The following is a 16934-nucleotide window of genomic DNA, read 5'->3' as shown; positions in this document are numbered from 1 at the left end:
GAAGCAAGGGAGTTGGGATTCATGGACATTCTGGTCATCGGCGGCAACCGTTATTTCGGAAAGCGACTCATCGCGCTCCTCCGGGAATCCGGACACCGCGTCACGATCCTCAACCGGGGCTCTTCGCCGGCCCCCGCCGGAATCGAGCAGCTGGTCGCCGACCGCGACGACGAGTCCGCCCTGGAATCCGTCCTCACGGGCCGCTCCTTCGACGTCGTCGTCGACCAGGTCTGCTACACCCCCCGCCAGGCCGAGATCGCCCGCCGCGTCTTCGCGACCCGCACCGGGCGCTATGTGATGACCTCCACGGTGGAGGTGTACGAGTACGAGGACTCCCCCGTACCGGTCCCCGAATCGGCGCTCGACCTGTCGGCGGTCGCCGTCGACACGAGCCTGCCCTGGGAGGACGCGGAGTTCCGCGAGACCCACTACGGGGAGGGGAAGCGCCAGGCCGAGGCGGTGTTCGCGGCCGGGTCGCCCTTCGCCTGGACGTCGGTGCGGGTCGCCCACGTCCTGGGCGGCGACGACGACTTCACCGGTCGCCTCCAGCACTACGCGGACCGCGTCCGCGCGGGCGAGCCCATCGCCGTACCGGTGGTCAACCACCCCGCCACGTACGTCCACGTGGACGAGATCGCCGCCTTCCTCGCCTGGACGGTGGCCGCGCCCTTCACCGGCCCGGTCAACGCCCACTCCCACGGCCCGCTCACCACCGCCGACCTCTGCGCCGCGATCGAGAAGCACGCCGGCGGCCGGACGGTCCTGCGGCCGGTGGAGGTCGGCGAGGTCTCCCCGTTCTCCTTCGCCCGCTCGTACGGGATGGACAACTCCCGTGCGGTGGAGCTCGGTTACTCCTTCAGCCACTCCGGCGAGTGGCTGGCGCGGGCCGTCGCCGAGACGCTCGGGGAGGGACGCTGATGCGGTACCGCACGCTCGGGGACCTGCGGGTCGGGGCCGTCGGGTTCGGCACCATGCCGCTGTCCATCGAGGGCCGGCCGGACGAGGCCCGGGCCGTCGCCACCGTGCACGCCGCCCTCGACGCGGGCGTCACGCTCCTCGACACCGCCGACTCCTACCACCCGCCGGGCGGCGCCCCGGGCGAGGGCGAACTCCTGGTCGCGCGGGCCCTCGCCGCGTACGGAGGCGGTACGGACGAGGTCCTGGTGGCCACCAAGGGCGGCCGGGGCCGTACCGCCGACGGCGGCTGGACCGTCGACGGCCGGCCCGGCCACCTGCGGCGCGCGGCGGAGGCCTCGGCGCGGCGGCTCGGCGGCGAGGCGATCGGCCTGTACCAGCTGCACAAGCCCGACCCCGCCGTCCCGTACGCCGAATCCCTCGGCGCGATACGGGAGTTGCTGGACGCGGGCACGGTCCGGCTCGCGGGCGTCTCGAACGTCGACTCCGCGCAGATCCGGCTCGCCCGCGACATCCTGGGCGACCGGCTGGTCTCCGTACAGAACCGCTACTCGCCCGCGGTCCGGGACAGCGAGGCCGAGCTCCGGCTCTGCGCGGAACTCGGCCTGGCCTTCCTGCCGTGGAGCCCCCTGGGCGGCGTCTCCCGCAGCTCCCTCGACGGCAGCTCCGCCCAGGAGGAGGACCCGGACTTCGGCGCCTTCCACCGGATCGCGCGGGCGCGCGCGGTCAGCCCGCAGCGGGTCGTGCTCGCCTGGCTGCTCGCCCGTTCGGCGACCGTGCTGCCGATCCCCGGGGCCAGCCGGCCGGAGTCCGTACGGGATTCGGCGGGGGCGGCGGACCTGGAGCTCTCGCCGGAGGAACTGGCCGGACTCGACGGACGCTGAGACGCGGGCGGCGGCCCGGACGCACGAGAAGGGCGGCCCCTCGGCGGGGCCGCCCTTCTCCCGGGGCCCGGATCCGGCTCAAGGCCCGGGACCCGGGGCGTGTCAGACCCCCGCGCGGGCCTTCTCCTCGCCCTCCTCGGCACGCTGGTCGGGGACCGGGGCGGGGGCGTGGTCGTCGTGGACGAGGGTCTGCTCGTCGAAGGGGACGCGGCCGGCGAGGACTTCGGCGACGCGGGCCTTGTCGATCTCCTTGGTCCAGGTGCCGACGAGGACGGTGGCGACGGCGTTGCCGGCGAAGTTGGTGAGGGCGCGGGCCTCGCTCATGAAACGGTCGATGCCGACGATGAGGCCGACGCCGTCGACGAGCTCGGGGCGGTGGGACTGGAGGCCGCCGGCGAGGGTGGCGAGGCCGGCGCCGGTGACGCCGGCGGCGCCCTTGGAGGCGATGATCATGAAGACGAGGAGGGAGATCTGCTCGCCGATCGAGAGGGGGTCGCCCATGGCCTCGGCGGTGAAGAGGGAGGCCATCGTGAGGTAGATGGCGGTGCCGTCGAGGTTGAAGGAGTAGCCGGTCGGCACGGTGATGCCGACGACCGGCTTGCTGACGCCGAGGTGCTCCATCTTGGCGATCAGGCGGGGCAGCGCGGACTCGGAGGACGAGGTCGAGAGGATGAGGAGGAACTCGCGGCCGAGGTACTTCAGGAGGGACCAGATGTTGATCCCGGCGACCAGCCGGAGGATCGCGCCGAGGACGACGAAGACGAAGAGCCCGCAGGTCACGTAGAAGCCGATCATGATGACGGCGAGCGACTTGAGCGCGGCGGCGCCGGTCGCGCCGACCACGGCGGCGATGGCGCCGAACGCGCCGACCGGCGCGGCCCACATGATCATGCCGAGGACGCGGAAGACGAGCCGCTGGATGTGGCCGATCCCGCGCAGGACCGGCTCGCCCGCGCTGCCCATCGCCTGGAGCGCGAAGCCCGCGAGGAGGGCGACGAGGAGGGTCTGGAGGACCTCGCCCTCGGTGAAGGCGGAGACGAAGGTGGTCGGGATGATCCCGAGCAGGAAGTCCGGGGTCGACTCGCCGCCGCCCGCCGCCTGCTTGGCGCCCGCCTCGGCGATCTCCTTGGTGAGGTGCAGCCCGGAGCCCGGCTCCAGGAGGTTCCCGACGAGCAGGCCGATCGCGAGGGCGACGGTCGACATCACGAGGAAGTAGCCGAGGGCGAGGCCGCCGACGGCGCCGACCTTGGCGGCCTTCCGGACCGAACCGACGCCGAGCACGATCGTGCAGAAGATGATCGGCGAGATCATCATCTTGATCAGGTTGACGAAGCCGGTGCCCAGCGGCTTGAGCTCGACGGCGACGCCCGGCGCCAGGAAGCCGACCGCGATGCCGAGCAGTACGGCGCCGATGACGGCCAGATACAGGTAGTGCGTACGGTCCCGCCGTGCGGCCACGGGGTCCTCCTCGTGCTGATGGATGGTCCACGTCCCGGTGGACTCCGCGACTATCCACCAGCCTGTGACCCGGGTCACGGTTACGTACGTTTCGTTCACGACCGAAGCTTCGGAAGGGCCCGGCGAGGGGGAGGAAAGGGACGAGCGGGAAGAGAACGATTCGGGAACGCGCTGCCCCGCGGCAAACTCCGGCGTGCACACTTACCCGCATGCGCCTCCCCCTCCCCCGCCCCCGCAGCCTGGCCGGCCAGCTGTTCGCGATGCAGGTCGTGCTCGTGGCCGTCGTCGTGGCGGGATGCTCGGTCTTCGCGTACCTCACGGACCGGGCGCAGGCCGAGGAGACCGCGCGCCGCCAGTCCACGGCGACCGCGGCGGCCGTCGCCGACTCCCCCGCCGTGGCCGCCGCGGCCCGCTCCGCGAACCCGACGGCCGTCCTCCAGCCGTACACCGAGGACCTGCGCCGCCACGCCGACGTCGCCTTCGTGGTGATCATGGCGCCGGACGGCACCCGGTGGACCCACCCGGACCCGGCGCAGATCGGCCGGACGTACCTCGGCCACATCGAGGAGGCGCGGCAGGGCCGCTTCTACTCCGAGACCCACCTCGGCGTGCTCGGCCCCTCCGTGCGGACGGTCGCGCCCGTGTACGCCGACGGCCGGGTCGTCGCCCTGGTCAGCGCGGGCATCACCATCGAGCGGATCAGCGAGCAGGTACGGGAGCAGGTGACCGCCCTGCTCGGCATGGCGGGCGCGGCGCTCGCGCTCGGCGGCGCGGGGACGTACGTCGTCAACGCCCGGCTGCGCCGCCACACCCACGGCATGAACGCGGCGGAGCTGAGCCGGATGCACGACTACCACGAGGCCGCGCTGCACGCGGTCCGCGAGGGGCTCGTGATGCTCGACGGCCGGCGGCGGATCGCCCTCATCAACGACGGGGCGCGCGAGCTGCTCGGCCTCGACGACGGCGTCGTGGGGCGCCCCGCGGCCGAACTCGGCCTGCCCGCACCCCTGACGGGCGCGCTGCTCTCCTCGGAGCCGCGCGTCGACGAGACCCACCTGACGGCCGACCGGGTCCTCGTCGTCAGCACCCGCCCGGTGGTGGGCGGGGAGCGGCGCGGCACCGTCGTCACCCTCCGCGACCGCACCGAACTCCAGGCCCTCTCCGGCGAGTTGGACTCCGAGCGGGGGTTCACCGAGGCACTCCGCTCGCAGGCCCACGAGGCCGCGAACCGGCTGCACACGGTCGTCTCGCTCATCGAACTCGGGCGGGTGGCCGAGGCGGTGGACTTCGCGACCGCCGAGCTCGAACTCGCCCAGGCCCTCACCGACCGGGTCGTCGACGCCGTCGGCGAGCCGGTCCTCGCGGCCCTGCTCCTCGGCAAGGCCGCCCAGGCCAACGAGCGGGGCGTCGAACTCGTCCTCACCGAGGACAGCCGCATCGACGACGGCCGGGTGCCCGCGGCGCTGCCCTCGCGGGACCTCGTGACGATCCTCGGCAACCTCATCGACAACGCCGTCGAGGCCGCGGGCGGCACCCCGCACGCCCGCGTGACGGTCACCGTCGCCGCCCCCGCCGGCGACGGCGAGCTCCTCCTGCGCGTCGGCGACAGCGGCCCCGGCGTCCGCCCCGCCGACCGCGAGGCCGTCCTCGGCCGCGGCTGGTCCACCCGCGGCCCCGGACGCGGCCTCGGCCTCGCCCTCGTCGGCCAGGCCGTCACCCGCGCCTCCGGCACCCTGACCCTCACGGACGCGGCGGCGGGCGGCGCGGAATTCACCGTACGACTGCCGCTGCCACTGCCGTGCCCGGCGGGCCCGGCGGACGCCGGCCGCGCGGAGGTGACGGCGTGAGCACCGCTCCCCTCCGGGTCCTCGTCGTCGAGGACGACCCCGTCGCGGCGGACGCGCACGCGCTGTACGCGGGGCGGGTCGAAGGGTTCACCGTCGTCGGGGTGGCGCACTCGCGGGCGGCGGCGGTGCGGATCCTCGACCGGACGCCGGTCGACCTGATCCTGCTCGACCTCTACCTCCCCGACGGGCACGGGCTCCAGCTGCTGCGGGCGCTGCGGGCCGCGGGGCACGCGGCCGACGTGATCGCCGTGACCTCGGCGCGCGACCTGGCGATCGTCCGGGAGGGCGTGTCGCTGGGCGTCGTGCAGTACGTGCTCAAGCCGTTCGCCTTCGCGACCCTGCGGGACCGGCTGGCGCGGTACGCCGAGTTCCGCGCGGCGGCCGGGGAGGCGTCCGGGCAGGACGAGGTGGACCGGGCGCTGGCCGCCCTGCGGGCCCCGCACCCGGCCACGCTCCCCAAGGGCCTCAGCGCCCCGACGCTGGAGTCCGTCACCCGCACCCTGCGCGACACCCCGGCCGGCCTCACGGCCGCCGAGGCGGGCACGGCGGTCGGCATCTCCCGGATCACCGCCCGCCGCTATCTGGAGCACCTGGTGACCGAGGGCCGTGCGGTACGGGCTCCCCAGTACGGGCAGATAGGGCGGCCGGAGCTCCAGTACCGCTGGCTCGACGGCCGGAAGCACGGCCGCTGAGGGGGACGGCCCCCTTTGCGCGGTTACTGATCGGTTCCGACGTTCCTACGACCTCGCGCGTTGGGCGAACGCACCGTAGCCAGCCGTCACCGTCCGCACCTACCGTGGCCGGGTGCACCAACCCTCCCCGCCCTTCGACGCCCAGGCCGCGCGCCGCCTCCGCGAGGGCCTCGGCATGACCTTCGGCCACGTCGCCTACGGCCTGCGCGCGCAGTACGGCATGTTCGTCGCCCCCGAGACCGTCGCCGCGTGGGAACGCGGCCGGGCGATCCCCGCCGACCAGGAGCTCACCGCCCTCGCCGGCGTCCTGTGGTGCTCCCCCTCCGAACTGATCGCCACCGCCTCCACCCTGCGCGAGCACCGGATGGCGCGCGGCCTCGCGCCCGAGGAGCTGGCCCGTCGCGTGGGCGTGGCGGCGCACGTGTACCAGCGGATGGAGGACGAGGGCCGCTGGCGCGGCAACGAACGCCAGACGGCCGCCCTCGCCGAGGTCCTCGGCCTCGGCCCGCGCGCCCTCATCACCGCGACCGGCGGCGACGAGGCCCTCGCCGAGCTGCTGCGCGACGCGGCCACCACCCGCTGGCAGGCCTACGTGAAGCCGGCCGTGAAGATGCTGCCGCTGCCCAAGCGGACCCTGGAGAACGCGCTCCAGCGGCTCCACACCGACTACCACGCCCGCATGGCCGCCACCAGCAGCTGGGGCGCCTCGGGCGCGACCGGCGACGAGGGCCGCGCGTACCTCGACGGCATCACCGGCCACTTCTGGAACGCCGTCGGCCTCTAGGGCGGCCTCCAGGGCGGTCTCCAGGGCAACAATTCCTAGATCATCAGGGGCGCGGGCCGTAGATTGGCCGGCGTGAAACGACACATACCCTTCGAGCGACTCCACAACTTCCGTGACATGGGCGGCTATCGGACCGCCGACGGCGGGACCGTGCGGTGGGAGACCCTCTACCGCTCCGACTCCCTCGCGAAGCTCGCGGACGCCGAACCGGCCGATCTTCAGCGCTTCCGCGCGCTGGGCGTGGCCACCGTGATCGACCTGCGCTATCCGTGGGAGATCGCGGCCAAGGGCCGCCTGCCGGAGAGCGAGGACGTCGCCTGGCACAACCTGTCCATCGAGCACCGCCCGTACGACCAGGCGGAGATCGACCCGGAGCTCGACCCCTGGCGCTACCTCGCCGACCGGTTCGCCGAGGTCGCCGAGGACGGCGCGGAGGAGCTTCGTACGGCCCTGGAGGTGATCGCCGGGGCCGAGGGGCCGCTGGTCTTCCACTGCGCCTCGGGCAAGGACCGCACGGGCCTGCTCGCCGCCGTCGTCCTCGGCCTCCTCGACGTGCCCGACGAGGAGATCCTCGCCGACTTCGCCCTCACCGAGCTGGCCACCGAGCGCCTCGTCGCCGACTGGCACGCCGCCCACCCGGGCCGCGAGCTGCGTTGGCCCGGCTACGGCCGCGCCCCCGCCGACATCATCCGCCTCTTCCTCGCGGACCTGCGCGAGCGGCACGGCTCGGTCTACGGCTACGTCACCGGCCACGTCGGCCTCGACCCGGCGGTGATCGTCCGCCTCAGGGCCCGCCTGGTGGAAGCCCCTTAAGGTCGGTCGCGCCCGCTCAGTCCCGCCGGTCGAAGTCGAAGAGCTGGCCGGCGGCGTCCGGGGCGCAGGGCGCCTGGGCGAGCGGGGACCAGGCGGCGGTGCGGTCGCCGGTGACGGTGACACAGCTGCCGGGCGTCGCGGAGTCCACGGGGACGATCCGGTAGCCCTCGACGGGGGTGCCGTACGACTCCAGGGCGAAGGCCTCGACGCGGCTCGGGTCGCCGCACTCGGAGTCCTCGAAGGCGGCCGTGGGTATCCGGCCGCCGGAGGGTATGCCGGAGCAGCCGGGGCCGTAGTCGGGGTGGTCCGAAACGATCCTCCACCGGCCGGCGGCGATCTCCTTGAGCGAGTACAGCGGCACGCCCGCGCCCGCGCACGGCACCTGGTGGATCTGCCCGGTCCGCGCGCCGCGCCGCTCCCCGAGGCACAGGTCCGTGCCCACCACCCGGATGCGCACGTCCCCGGCGGCCGGCGCGGTGACCGTCCGAGGCGGATGCCCGCCGTGCCCGTCCTTCAGGACGGCGACCACGCTGAAGCCGGCCAGTACGAGCCCGGCGACCGCGACCGCCGCCACGACGACCCGCGGTATCCGCGACCGCGGCCCGGTCGCGCCGTCCACCGCCGCCGCCTCCGCCGCCTCCGTCGCGGCTTCCCCGGGCCAGGCGGGCGGGGACACAGCCGCACCGGACTCGGGCGCGTCGGACGCCGCCCCGTCGCCCGCGTAGGTTCCCCGGCGGGCCAGCTCTCCCCGTACCGTCCGCCAGGTCCTGAGTTCCTCGGGGGTGACGCCGCAGGCGCGGACGAAGACGGTGAGGAGTTCGTCGCGGGGCAGGGTGGGGCGGCTGAGCATGTTGGCCATGGTGGAGCGGGGCAGCACGTCGCCGTGGGCCTCGGCGCGGGCCGAGAGGTCGCGGTAGGTCAGTCCTGACCAGTCCTTGAGGGCCTGGAGCCGCGCGAGGAAGTCGGCCGGATGCCGTGCTTCCCGCGGGTCAGGGGCCCGTTCCCCCGGTGCCATGCGCGCCTCCCCCTTCCGCCGGACAGGGTTGGGACATGTCCGGGACAGGCCCCAAGCCTTGTTGATCTCAGGCCGGGACTCAAGAGTGGAACCCGGCAATTCCGCCGGGGCGCGTGAGGCCCCGCACAGACGAGTGGCCCCGACCGTCCACGGGGGGACGGTCGGGGCCACTCTCGGATGTCCGGGTCCCGGAGCACATCCGGGACAGGTCGGGACGGAAGTCCCGGAAGGCCGGGCCCAAGGTCCGGGCCCTCAGGGCCGGTCACGGCGGGGCGGTAGAGCCGGTGCCGGCGGGGTCGTACGGACGGTCAGAAGACCGACTCGGCCTCGCGCATGCGGTCCTCGGGGACGGTCTTGAGGCGGGTGACGGCCTCGGCGAGGGGCACCATCTCGATGCTGGTGCCGCGCAGGGCGGTCATGCGGCCGAAGTCGCCGCGGTGCGCCGCCTCCACCGCGTGCCAGCCGAAGCGGGTGGCGAGCACCCGGTCGTACGCGGTCGGGGTGCCGCCGCGCTGGACGTGGCCGAGGATGACGGGGCGGGCCTCCTTGCCGAGGCGCCGCTCCAGCTCGACGGCGAGCTGGTTGCCGATGCCCTGGAAGCGCTCGTGACCGAACTGGTCGATCTCGCCCTTCTTGTACTCCATCGCGCCCTCGGCGGGGTGCGCGCCCTCGGCGACGCAGATGACGGCGAACTTCTTGCCGCGGGCGAAGCGCTCCTCGACCATCTTGACGAGGTCGTCGACCTGGAAGGGGCGCTCGGGGAGGCAGATGCCGTGGGCGCCGCCGGCCATGCCGGACTCCAGGGCGATCCAGCCGGCGTGGCGGCCCATCACCTCGACGACCATCACCCGCTGGTGGGACTCGGCGGTGGTCTTGAGGCGGTCCATCGCCTCGGTGGCGACGCCGACGGCGGTGTCGAAGCCGAAGGTGCGGTCCGTGGAGGAGATGTCGTTGTCGATGGTCTTCGGCACGCCGACGACGGGCATGCCGGCGTCGGAGAGCATCCGGGCGGCGGTCAGGGTGCCTTCGCCGCCGATGGGGATGAGGACGTCGATGCCGTACTTCCGCGCCAGGTCGGGGGCGGATTCGGCGGCCTCGCGGAGCCGGTTCCGCTCCAGGCGGGCGGAGCCGAGGATGGTGCCGCCGCGGGCCAGGATGCCGCTGACGGCGTTGAGGTCGAGGGGGCGGTAGTGGCCGTCGAGGAGGCCCTTGAACCCGTCCTCGAAGCCGATGACTTCGTCGTCGTGGCCGGTCAGCGCCCGGTGCACGACCGACCGGATCACTGCGTTCAGGCCGGGGCAGTCGCCGCCTGCGGTGAGAACTCCGATGCGCATCGTGCTGTGTCTCCTGCTCGGTCGCGGTCCGTTGTGAGCCACCTCGATTCTCACACGGCGGACCTGACGGCCGTGCTCGTCGTCGCTCCGCGCGTCCCTCCCGGCGAGCCCGCGGAGGCCTTTCGTCCCGGGGTCCGAGGCCCTTCGCCCGGCGGGCGACTAGGCCATCGCCGGAGGTATTGTCAAGGGGGTAATGCCGCCCTATCGGGGCTTTCTGAGCACTGTCGATTGACGCACGGGCCGCGGAGGTGCCGCGAGGCACCGCTCGGCCCCTTCCGCAGGACTGGACAGGAGACCACGGCGTGACGCGCAGCGTGTACGTGACCGGGATCGACCGCGGTGACGGCCGCCAGGTCGTCGAGCTGGGAGTCATGGAGCTCCTCACCCGTCAGGTGGACCGGGTGGGGGTGTTCCGCCCCCTGGTGCACGACGGTCCCGACCGGCTCTTCGACCTCCTGCGCACCCGCTACCGGCTGACGCAGGACCCCTCGTCGGTCTACGGCATGGACTATCACGAGGCCTCGGACCTCCAGGCCGAGAGAGGCACCGACGCGCTGGTGTCCGAACTGGTCGACCGCTTCCACGCGGTCGCCCGCGACTACGAGGTCGTCCTCGTCCTCGGCACCGACTTCGCCGCCACCCAGCTCCCCGACGAGCTGGCCCTCAACGCCCGGCTCGCCAACGAGTTCGGCGCCTCCGTCATCCCGGTGGTCGGCGGCAAGGGCCAGCCCTCGGAGTCCGTACGGGCCGAGGCGCGCAACGCCTTCCGGGCGTACGACGGACTCGGCTGCGACGTGCTCGCGATGGTCGTCAACCGGGTGGCGGCCGAGGACCGGGAGATCATCGCCGACCGGCTCGGCGCCCGGCTCCCGGTGCCCTGCTACGTCCTGCCGGACGAGCCGGCGCTCGCCGCGCCGACCGTCGCCCAGATCACCCACGCGCTCGGCGCGTCCGTGGTCCTCGGCGACGACGCGGGGCTCGCCCGCGACGCCCTGGACTTCGTCTTCGGCGGCGCGATGCTGCCGAACTTCCTCAACGCGCTGACGCCGGGCTGTCTCGTCGTCACCCCCGGGGACCGGGCCGACCTGGTCGTCGGCGCGCTCGCCGCGCACTCGGCGGGCACCCCGCCGATCGCCGGGGTGCTGCTCACCCTCAACGAGCGGCCCAGCGAGGAGATCCTGACCCTGGCGGCCCGGCTCGCGCCCGGCACCCCGGTCATCTCGGTGCCCGGCAACAGCTTCCCGACGGCGGCCGAACTCTTCGCCCTCGAAGGCAAGCTGAACGCGGCCACCCCGCGCAAGGCGGAGACCGCGCTCGGCCTGTTCGAGCGGCACGTCGACACCGCCGACCTCCTCAAGCGGGTCTCGGTGGCCCGCAGCGGCCGGGTCACCCCGATGATGTTCGAGCACGAGCTGCTCGAACAGGCGCGGGCCGACCGGCGCCGGGTGGTGCTCCCCGAGGGCACCGAGGAGCGGGTGCTGCGCGCCGCCGACGTCCTGATCCGCCGTGACGTGTGCGACCTGACGCTGCTCGGCGACGTGGAGGCGATCCGCAAGAAGGCCGCCGACCTGAGCGTGGACCTGCGCGGGACGCAGCTGATCGACCCGCAGACCTCGGAGCTGCGCGACGCGTTCGCCGAGAAGTACGCGGCGCTGCGGGCCCACAAGGGCGTCACCGTGGAGCTGGCGTACGACGTCGTCTCCGACGTCAACTACTTCGGCACCCTGATGGTGCAGGAGGGTCTCGCCGACGGCATGGTCTCCGGTTCGGTGCACTCGACGGCGGCGACGATCCGCCCGGCCTTCGAGATCATCAAGACGAAGCCGGACGCCTCGATCGTCTCCTCGGTCTTCTTCATGTGCCTGGCCGACAAGGTCCTGGTGTACGGCGACTGCGCGGTCAACCCGGACCCGGACGCCGAGCAGCTCGCGGACATCGCGGTCCAGTCGGCGGCCACCGCGGCCCGCTTCGGCGTGGAGCCGCGGATCGCGATGCTGTCGTACTCGACCGGCACCTCGGGCTCCGGCGCGGACGTCGACAAGGTGCGGGAGGCGACGAAGCTGGTCCGCGAGGCCCATCCGGAGCTGCGGATCGAGGGCCCGATCCAGTACGACGCCGCCGTCGAGCCGTCCGTGGCGGCGACGAAGCTGCCGGAGTCGGAGGTGGCCGGGCAGGCGTCCGTGCTGATCTTCCCGGACCTCAACACCGGCAACAACACCTACAAGGCCGTGCAGCGTTCGGCCGGCGCCGTGGCCGTCGGCCCGGTGCTCCAGGGCCTGCGCAAGCCCGTGAACGACCTCTCGCGGGGCGCGCTCGTCAGCGACATCGTCAACACGGTCGCCATCACGGCGATCCAGTCCCAGGTCCCCTCCCAGGGTGAGGAGCTCCCCGCATGACCGACGCACCCGAGACCGTCCCCGGCACCGCCCCCGGCACCGTGCCCACGGTCGCGCCCACCCGGGTCCTCGTCCTCAACTCCGGTTCGTCCTCGCTGAAGTACCAGCTGCTCGACATGCGTGACGGCAGCCGTCTCGCCCAGGGGCTCGTGGAGCGGATCGGCGAGGAGACCTCGCGTCTGGTGCACACGCCGCTGCAGGGCGGCGGGGGCGCGAAGCGCGAGACGACGGGGCCGATCGCCGACCACGCGGCCGCGCTGAAGGCGGTCGCCGAGGAGCTGACGGCGGACGGTCTCGGCCTCGACTCCCCCGAGCTGGCCGCGATCGGTCACCGGGTGGTGCACGGCGGGCTGCGGTTCACCCAGCCGACGGTCGTCGACGAGGAGGTGCTCGCGGAGATCGAGCGTCTGGTTCCGGTGGCGCCGCTGCACAATCCGGCGAACCTCATCGGTCTCCGTACGGCGATGGCGCTCCGTCCCGACCTGCCGCAGGTGGCGGTCTTCGACACGGCGTTCCACACGACGATGCCGGAGGCGGCGGCCCGGTACGCGATCGACGTGGAGACCGCCGACGCGCACCGGATCCGGCGGTACGGCTTCCACGGCACCTCCCACGCGTACGTCTCGCGGGAGACGGCGAAGCTGCTCGGCAAGGCGCCCGAGGAGGTGAACGTGATCGTGCTGCACCTGGGCAACGGCGCGTCCGCCTCTGCGGTCGCGGGCGGCCGGTGCGTGGACACCTCGATGGGTCTCACGCCCTTGGAGGGGCTGGTCATGGGCACCCGCTCCGGCGACATCGACCCGGCGGTCACCTTCCACCTGAAGCGGGTGGCGGGCATGTCGGCGGACGAGATCGACGTCCTGCTGAACAAGAAGTCGGGCCTGGTGGGCCTGTGCGGCGACAACGACATGCGGGAGATCCGCCGCCGCGTCGACGAGGGCGACGAGCGTGCGGCGCTCGCCTTCGACGTGTACATCCACCGTCTGAAGAAGTACATCGGCGCGTACTACGCGGTGCTCGGCCGGGTGGACGCGGTGGCGTTCACGGCGGGGGTCGGCGAGAACGCGGCCCCGGTGCGGGAGGCTGCGATCGCGGGTCTGGAGGAGCTCGGGCTCGTGGTGGACGCGGACCTCAACTCCGTACGTTCCGACGAGGCGCGGATCATCTCGCCGAACTACGCGCGGGTGGCGGTGGCCGTGGTGCCGACGGACGAGGAGCTGGAGATCGCGCGCCAGAGTTACGCGCTCGTTCACGGCACGGCGAGCTCGAACGAGTGAACGCTTGAGCGGGCCTCCGCCCATTTGTACTTTCCGCCAGACGGAATATTCCGCAGTGAAACAAACCGATAGGATCCGCCTCATGCGCCGTTCCAAAATCGTCTGCACGCTGGGCCCCGCCGTCGACTCGTATGAGCAGCTGAAGGCTCTCATCGAGGCCGGCATGAACGTGGCCCGATTCAACTTCAGCCACGGGTCCCAGGCAGAGCACCAGGAGCGGTACGACCGCGTCCGGCAGGTCTCCGCGGACACCGGCCGCGCCGTCGGCGTCCTCGCCGACCTCCAGGGCCCCAAGATCCGCCTCGAGACCTTCGCCGAGGGTCCGGTCGAGCTGGTGCGCGGTGACGAGTTCACCATCACCACCGACGACGTCCCCGGCGACAAGTCCATCTGCGGCACCACCTACAAGGGTCTGCCCGGCGACGTCTCCAAGGGCGACCAGGTCCTCATCAACGACGGCAACGTCGAGCTGCGGGTCGTCGAGGTCGACGGCCCCCGGGTCAAGACGATCGTCGTCGAGGGCGGCGTCATCTCCGACCACAAGGGCATCAACCTGCCCGGCGCGGCGGTCAACGTCCCCGCCCTGTCGGAGAAGGACGTCGACGACCTCCGCTTCGCGCTCCGCATGGGCTGCGACATGGTCGCCCTCTCCTTCGTCCGCGACGCCGACGACGTCAAGGACGTCCACAAGGTGATGGACGAGGAGGGCCGCCGGGTCCCCGTCATCGCCAAGGTCGAGAAGCCGCAGGCCGTCGAGAACATGGAGGCCGTCGTCGCGGCCTTCGACGCGGTCATGGTGGCCCGTGGCGACCTCGCCGTCGAGTACCCCCTGGAGCGGGTCCCGATGGTGCAGAAGCGCCTCGTCGAGATGTGCCGCCGCAACGCCAAGCCGGTCATCGTCGCCACCCAGATGATGGAGTCGATGATCACCAACTCCCGTCCGACCCGCGCCGAGGCGAGCGACGTCGCCAACGCGATCCTGGACGGCGCGGACGCGGTCATGCTCTCGGCGGAGTCCTCCGTCGGCGCCTACCCGATCGAGACCGTGAAGACGATGTCGAAGATCGTCGCCGCGGCCGAGGAGGAGCTGCTCTCCAAGGGCCTCCAGCCCCTGGTCCCGGGCAAGAAGCCGCGCACCCAGGGCGGCTCCGTCGCCCGCGCGGCCTGCGAGATCGCCGACTTCCTCGACGGCAAGGCGCTGGTCGCCTTCACGCAGTCCGGCGACACGGCCCGCCGCCTGTCCCGCTACCGCACGCAGCAGCCGATCCTGGCCTTCACCACCGACGAGGGCACCCGCAACCAGCTCACCCTGAGCTGGGGCGTCGAGTCCTTCCTCGTCCCCTTCGTCGAGACCACCGACGCCATGGTCGACATCGTCGACGCCGAGCTGCTCAAGCTCCAGCGCTACAACGCCGGAGACACCATGGTCATCACCGCCGGCTCGCCCCCCGGCGTCCCCGGCACCACCAACATGGTCCGCGTCCACCACCTCGGCGGCACCGAGAACGCCTGACGCGTGACGAAGCCCCCGTCCGGTCCCGGACGGGGGCTTCGTCGTGTGCGGCTCCCGGAGTGGTACGGGGGGTCAGCCGGCCTCGATCGTGTTGTGGAGGCCGGGGATCTTGAGGGTGCCGCCGAACTGGCCGGCCTGCTTGAGCTTCACGTTGGTGAAGACGACCCACGGGATGTCCAGCGGCGGCGGGGACTCCGGGCCGAAGGTGATCGGGATGATGCCGAAGAGGTTGCCCTTCAGCTCCTCCGTGTACATCGTCACCGTGCCGCCGGTGATGGTCGACGTCTTGTCGAGCGGGTTCCGGGGCAGGGAGCGGACGTGGGCCTCCCTGCCGTCGGAGTGCTCCGTGATCTGGTGGAGGTGGTCGATCTTCACCGAGGACGCGGTGAACTTCAGCACCTTCTTGATCTTGCCGCCGTAGGTCTTCACCTCGACGATGCCGTGGTACTTCAGGCCGATCAGTTCGAGCCGCGAGGTCTCCAGACGCCAGGGGGCGTCCGGCAGCAGCGGGATGCCGGGTTCCACCTCGGCGGCGGCGAGCGCCGCGGCGTCGCGCTCGGGGCACGGGAAGCGGGGCTTGGCGCCCTCGGGTATGTCCTCGTCCTTCTTGGCGTCGAGGCCCTTGGCGCTCTCCGGCAGCTCCGCGGTCTCGGCGCCGGCCTTCCGGGCCGCCGCGCGGATCGCGGCCTTGGCCTCCTCGGCGGCCGGGTCGGTGGCCGGCTTCGCCGTGGTGTCCGCGGCCGGCGGCTTCGGCGCGGTGGTGGCGGGCGCGTCCTCGGCGGCCGGGCGGGCGGCCGGCGCCTGGGTCGTCGGGGCCGCCGTGGTGGGCGTGGCCGACGGCTTGGGGTCCGGGCCGTCGAAGAGGTCCTTGAGCGCGTCGCCGACGCCCAGCGGGTCCAGCGGGTTCCTGGACTTCGTCGGGGTGGGCGTGACGGACGGCGAGGCCGAGGCGGACGGCGTCGCGGCCGGGGCGGGGGCCTTCGCCCGCTCCTGCGACTGCGGCGCGGCCGACTGCTCCGTGGCCGTCGCGGTCGGCGTCGGCGTGGCGGTGCCGGACGGGGTGCCGGTGGGCGTGGCCGTGGCGGTGGGCGTCGGCTTCGCGGTCCCGGTCGGCTTGGCGCTCTCGGTGGCCTCGGGCGTCGGCTCGTCGGAGCGCGTGACGCAGGGGCCGGGCGCGAAGGGGATGTCCTTCTCGTCGGCGAGTGCGGGGCTGGGGGCGAGGCCCATGCCCACGAGCACCGCGGTCGGCATGGCGGCGAGCGCCATCGCCTTGCCCGCGGGGCCCTGGATCCTGTTCAGCAGCGACTTGCGCGGGGCCGCGTGCCGCGGTCCCCCCTTCGCGAGCGCCGACTGATTCTCGTCACCCCGCACTGTTCCTCCCGCCGTTGGCGTCGATCGTCGTTTCGGTCAGGTGGTGCTCCGCCTCGCGCTGCTCCGGGAGCTCGGAGACCTCGGCGGCCTCGGAGCCGTACAGGAGTTCGGTCTCGGCGGACGCCTCCGGTGCTCCTTCGGTCCCGGCCTCGGGGGCGTGGGCGAGGGCTTCCTCGACCGGTGGTGCGGGCGCCCAGGCGACGGACATGCCTCCGCCGACGAGGGAGAGCAGGAACCCGATGACGAGACCGCCGAAGTTCGACACGGGAATGGAGACCAGCCCCAGCACGATCGTCGCGACGCCCGCGAACACCCGGACGATGGGCTGGAACCACATCGTCAGGCCGAGCGTGATGAGCAGGACGCCGATGATCAGCGCGCCGGCTCCGGCGGTCGTCTTCATGGCCATGGTGATGTTGCCGAAGCGCAGGTCACCGTAGGGGAGGTAGGCGATCGGCACACCACCGAGGATGGTGAGCAGGCCCGCCCAGAAGGGCCGGGTCTGCCGCCAGACCTTGAACCGGTTGTCCTGCTCGGGGACTCCGTGGGAGGCAGGGGTCTCGGCGCTCATGGAAACAGCTCCCTGGAAGCGGTGTTGCTGAGAAGAGGTACGAAGCGGGGACGGGTCCCCGGAG

14 protein-coding genes are annotated in these 16934 nt (G+C 72.9%); 9 read left to right on the top strand and 5 right to left on the bottom strand.

Translation table 11 applies throughout. The annotated features are described in order from the left end of the window. Nucleotides 1-21: 21 nt before the first annotated feature. Complete coding sequence (locus ACZ7G1_RS11420; protein ID WP_470872235.1) at nt 22-918, top strand: NAD-dependent epimerase/dehydratase family protein; 897 nt, start codon at nt 22-24, stop codon at nt 916-918. Then, entirely contained in the window at nt 918-1799 is an 882-nt protein-coding gene (locus ACZ7G1_RS11415) for an aldo/keto reductase (RefSeq protein WP_470872237.1), read from the top strand. Before ACZ7G1_RS11420 ends, ACZ7G1_RS11415 begins: the two co-directional genes overlap by 1 nt. 102 nt (nt 1800-1901) lie before the next feature. On the opposite strand, the gene ACZ7G1_RS11410 is transcribed toward ACZ7G1_RS11415, so the two are convergent. Next, nucleotides 1902-3257 (bottom strand): cation:dicarboxylate symporter family transporter, encoded by a 1356-nt coding sequence (locus ACZ7G1_RS11410; protein WP_470872765.1) that lies wholly within the window; start codon nt 3255-3257, stop codon nt 1902-1904. Nucleotides 3258-3466: 209 nt separating this feature from the next. On the opposite strand from ACZ7G1_RS11410, the gene ACZ7G1_RS11405 reads away from it, so the two are divergent. From ACZ7G1_RS11405 to ACZ7G1_RS11390, 4 genes are all read left to right on the top strand, one after another. After that, a complete protein-coding gene (locus ACZ7G1_RS11405; protein WP_470872239.1) occupies nt 3467-5104 on the top strand; it encodes a sensor histidine kinase in 1638 nt (545 codons plus the stop codon). Beyond that, nucleotides 5101-5796 (top strand): response regulator, encoded by a 696-nt coding sequence (locus tag ACZ7G1_RS11400; protein ID WP_470872241.1) that lies wholly within the window; start codon nt 5101-5103, stop codon nt 5794-5796. Before ACZ7G1_RS11405 ends, ACZ7G1_RS11400 begins: the two co-directional genes overlap by 4 nt. A gap of 175 nt (nt 5797-5971) precedes the next feature. Continuing rightward, nucleotides 5972-6580, top strand: a complete 609-nt coding sequence (locus ACZ7G1_RS11395) for a helix-turn-helix domain-containing protein (protein ID WP_470872767.1) — start codon at nt 5972-5974, stop codon at nt 6578-6580. A 72-nt stretch (nt 6581-6652) separates the two neighbouring features. Beyond that, the gene (locus ACZ7G1_RS11390) at nt 6653-7393 is read left to right on the top strand and encodes a tyrosine-protein phosphatase (protein ID WP_470872243.1); all 741 of its coding nucleotides are present in this window, start codon (nt 6653-6655) and stop codon (nt 7391-7393) included. 16 nt (nt 7394-7409) lie between these two features. Here the strand turns inward: ACZ7G1_RS11390 and ACZ7G1_RS11385 are convergent, their stop codons facing one another. Beyond that, entirely contained in the window at nt 7410-8408 is a 999-nt protein-coding gene (locus ACZ7G1_RS11385) for a hypothetical protein (RefSeq protein ID WP_470872244.1), read from the bottom strand. Between the two features lie 308 nt (nt 8409-8716). Beyond that, on the bottom strand, nt 8717-9742 hold the full coding sequence (locus tag ACZ7G1_RS11380; RefSeq protein ID WP_470872246.1) for an ATP-dependent 6-phosphofructokinase: 1026 nt from the start codon (nt 9740-9742) through the stop codon (nt 8717-8719). Nucleotides 9743-10044: 302 nt separating this feature from the next. Here ACZ7G1_RS11380 and pta point away from each other — a divergent pair, with 302 nt between their 5' ends. The 3 genes from pta (at nt 10045) to pyk (ending at nt 14928) form a co-directional block, all read left to right on the top strand. Then, complete coding sequence (pta, locus tag ACZ7G1_RS11375; protein WP_470872247.1) at nt 10045-12138, top strand: phosphate acetyltransferase; 2094 nt, start codon at nt 10045-10047, stop codon at nt 12136-12138. Continuing rightward, nucleotides 12135-13415, top strand: coding sequence for an acetate kinase (locus ACZ7G1_RS11370; protein WP_470872249.1), 1281 nt, complete (start codon nt 12135-12137; stop codon nt 13413-13415). The genes pta and ACZ7G1_RS11370 overlap by 4 nt, the downstream gene beginning before the upstream one ends. A gap of 82 nt (nt 13416-13497) precedes the next feature. Then, nucleotides 13498-14928 (top strand): pyruvate kinase, encoded by a 1431-nt coding sequence (pyk, locus tag ACZ7G1_RS11365; RefSeq protein WP_470872251.1) that lies wholly within the window; start codon nt 13498-13500, stop codon nt 14926-14928. A 72-nt stretch (nt 14929-15000) separates the two neighbouring features. Here the strand turns inward: pyk and ACZ7G1_RS11360 are convergent, their stop codons facing one another. Both ACZ7G1_RS11360 and ACZ7G1_RS11355 read right to left on the bottom strand, forming a co-directional pair. Continuing rightward, on the bottom strand, nt 15001-16299 hold the full coding sequence (locus ACZ7G1_RS11360; RefSeq protein ID WP_470872253.1) for a hypothetical protein: 1299 nt from the start codon (nt 16297-16299) through the stop codon (nt 15001-15003). Beyond that, entirely contained in the window at nt 16289-16870 is a 582-nt protein-coding gene (locus tag ACZ7G1_RS11355) for a DUF6114 domain-containing protein (RefSeq protein ID WP_470872254.1), read from the bottom strand. The genes ACZ7G1_RS11360 and ACZ7G1_RS11355 overlap by 11 nt, the downstream gene beginning before the upstream one ends. Nucleotides 16871-16934: the final 64 nt, after the last annotated feature.

The organism is Streptomyces sp. NPDC037273, assembly GCF_055603625.1.
Note: the sequence above shows the minus strand (reverse complement) of the source record. Positions and strands in the feature narration are given on the sequence as shown.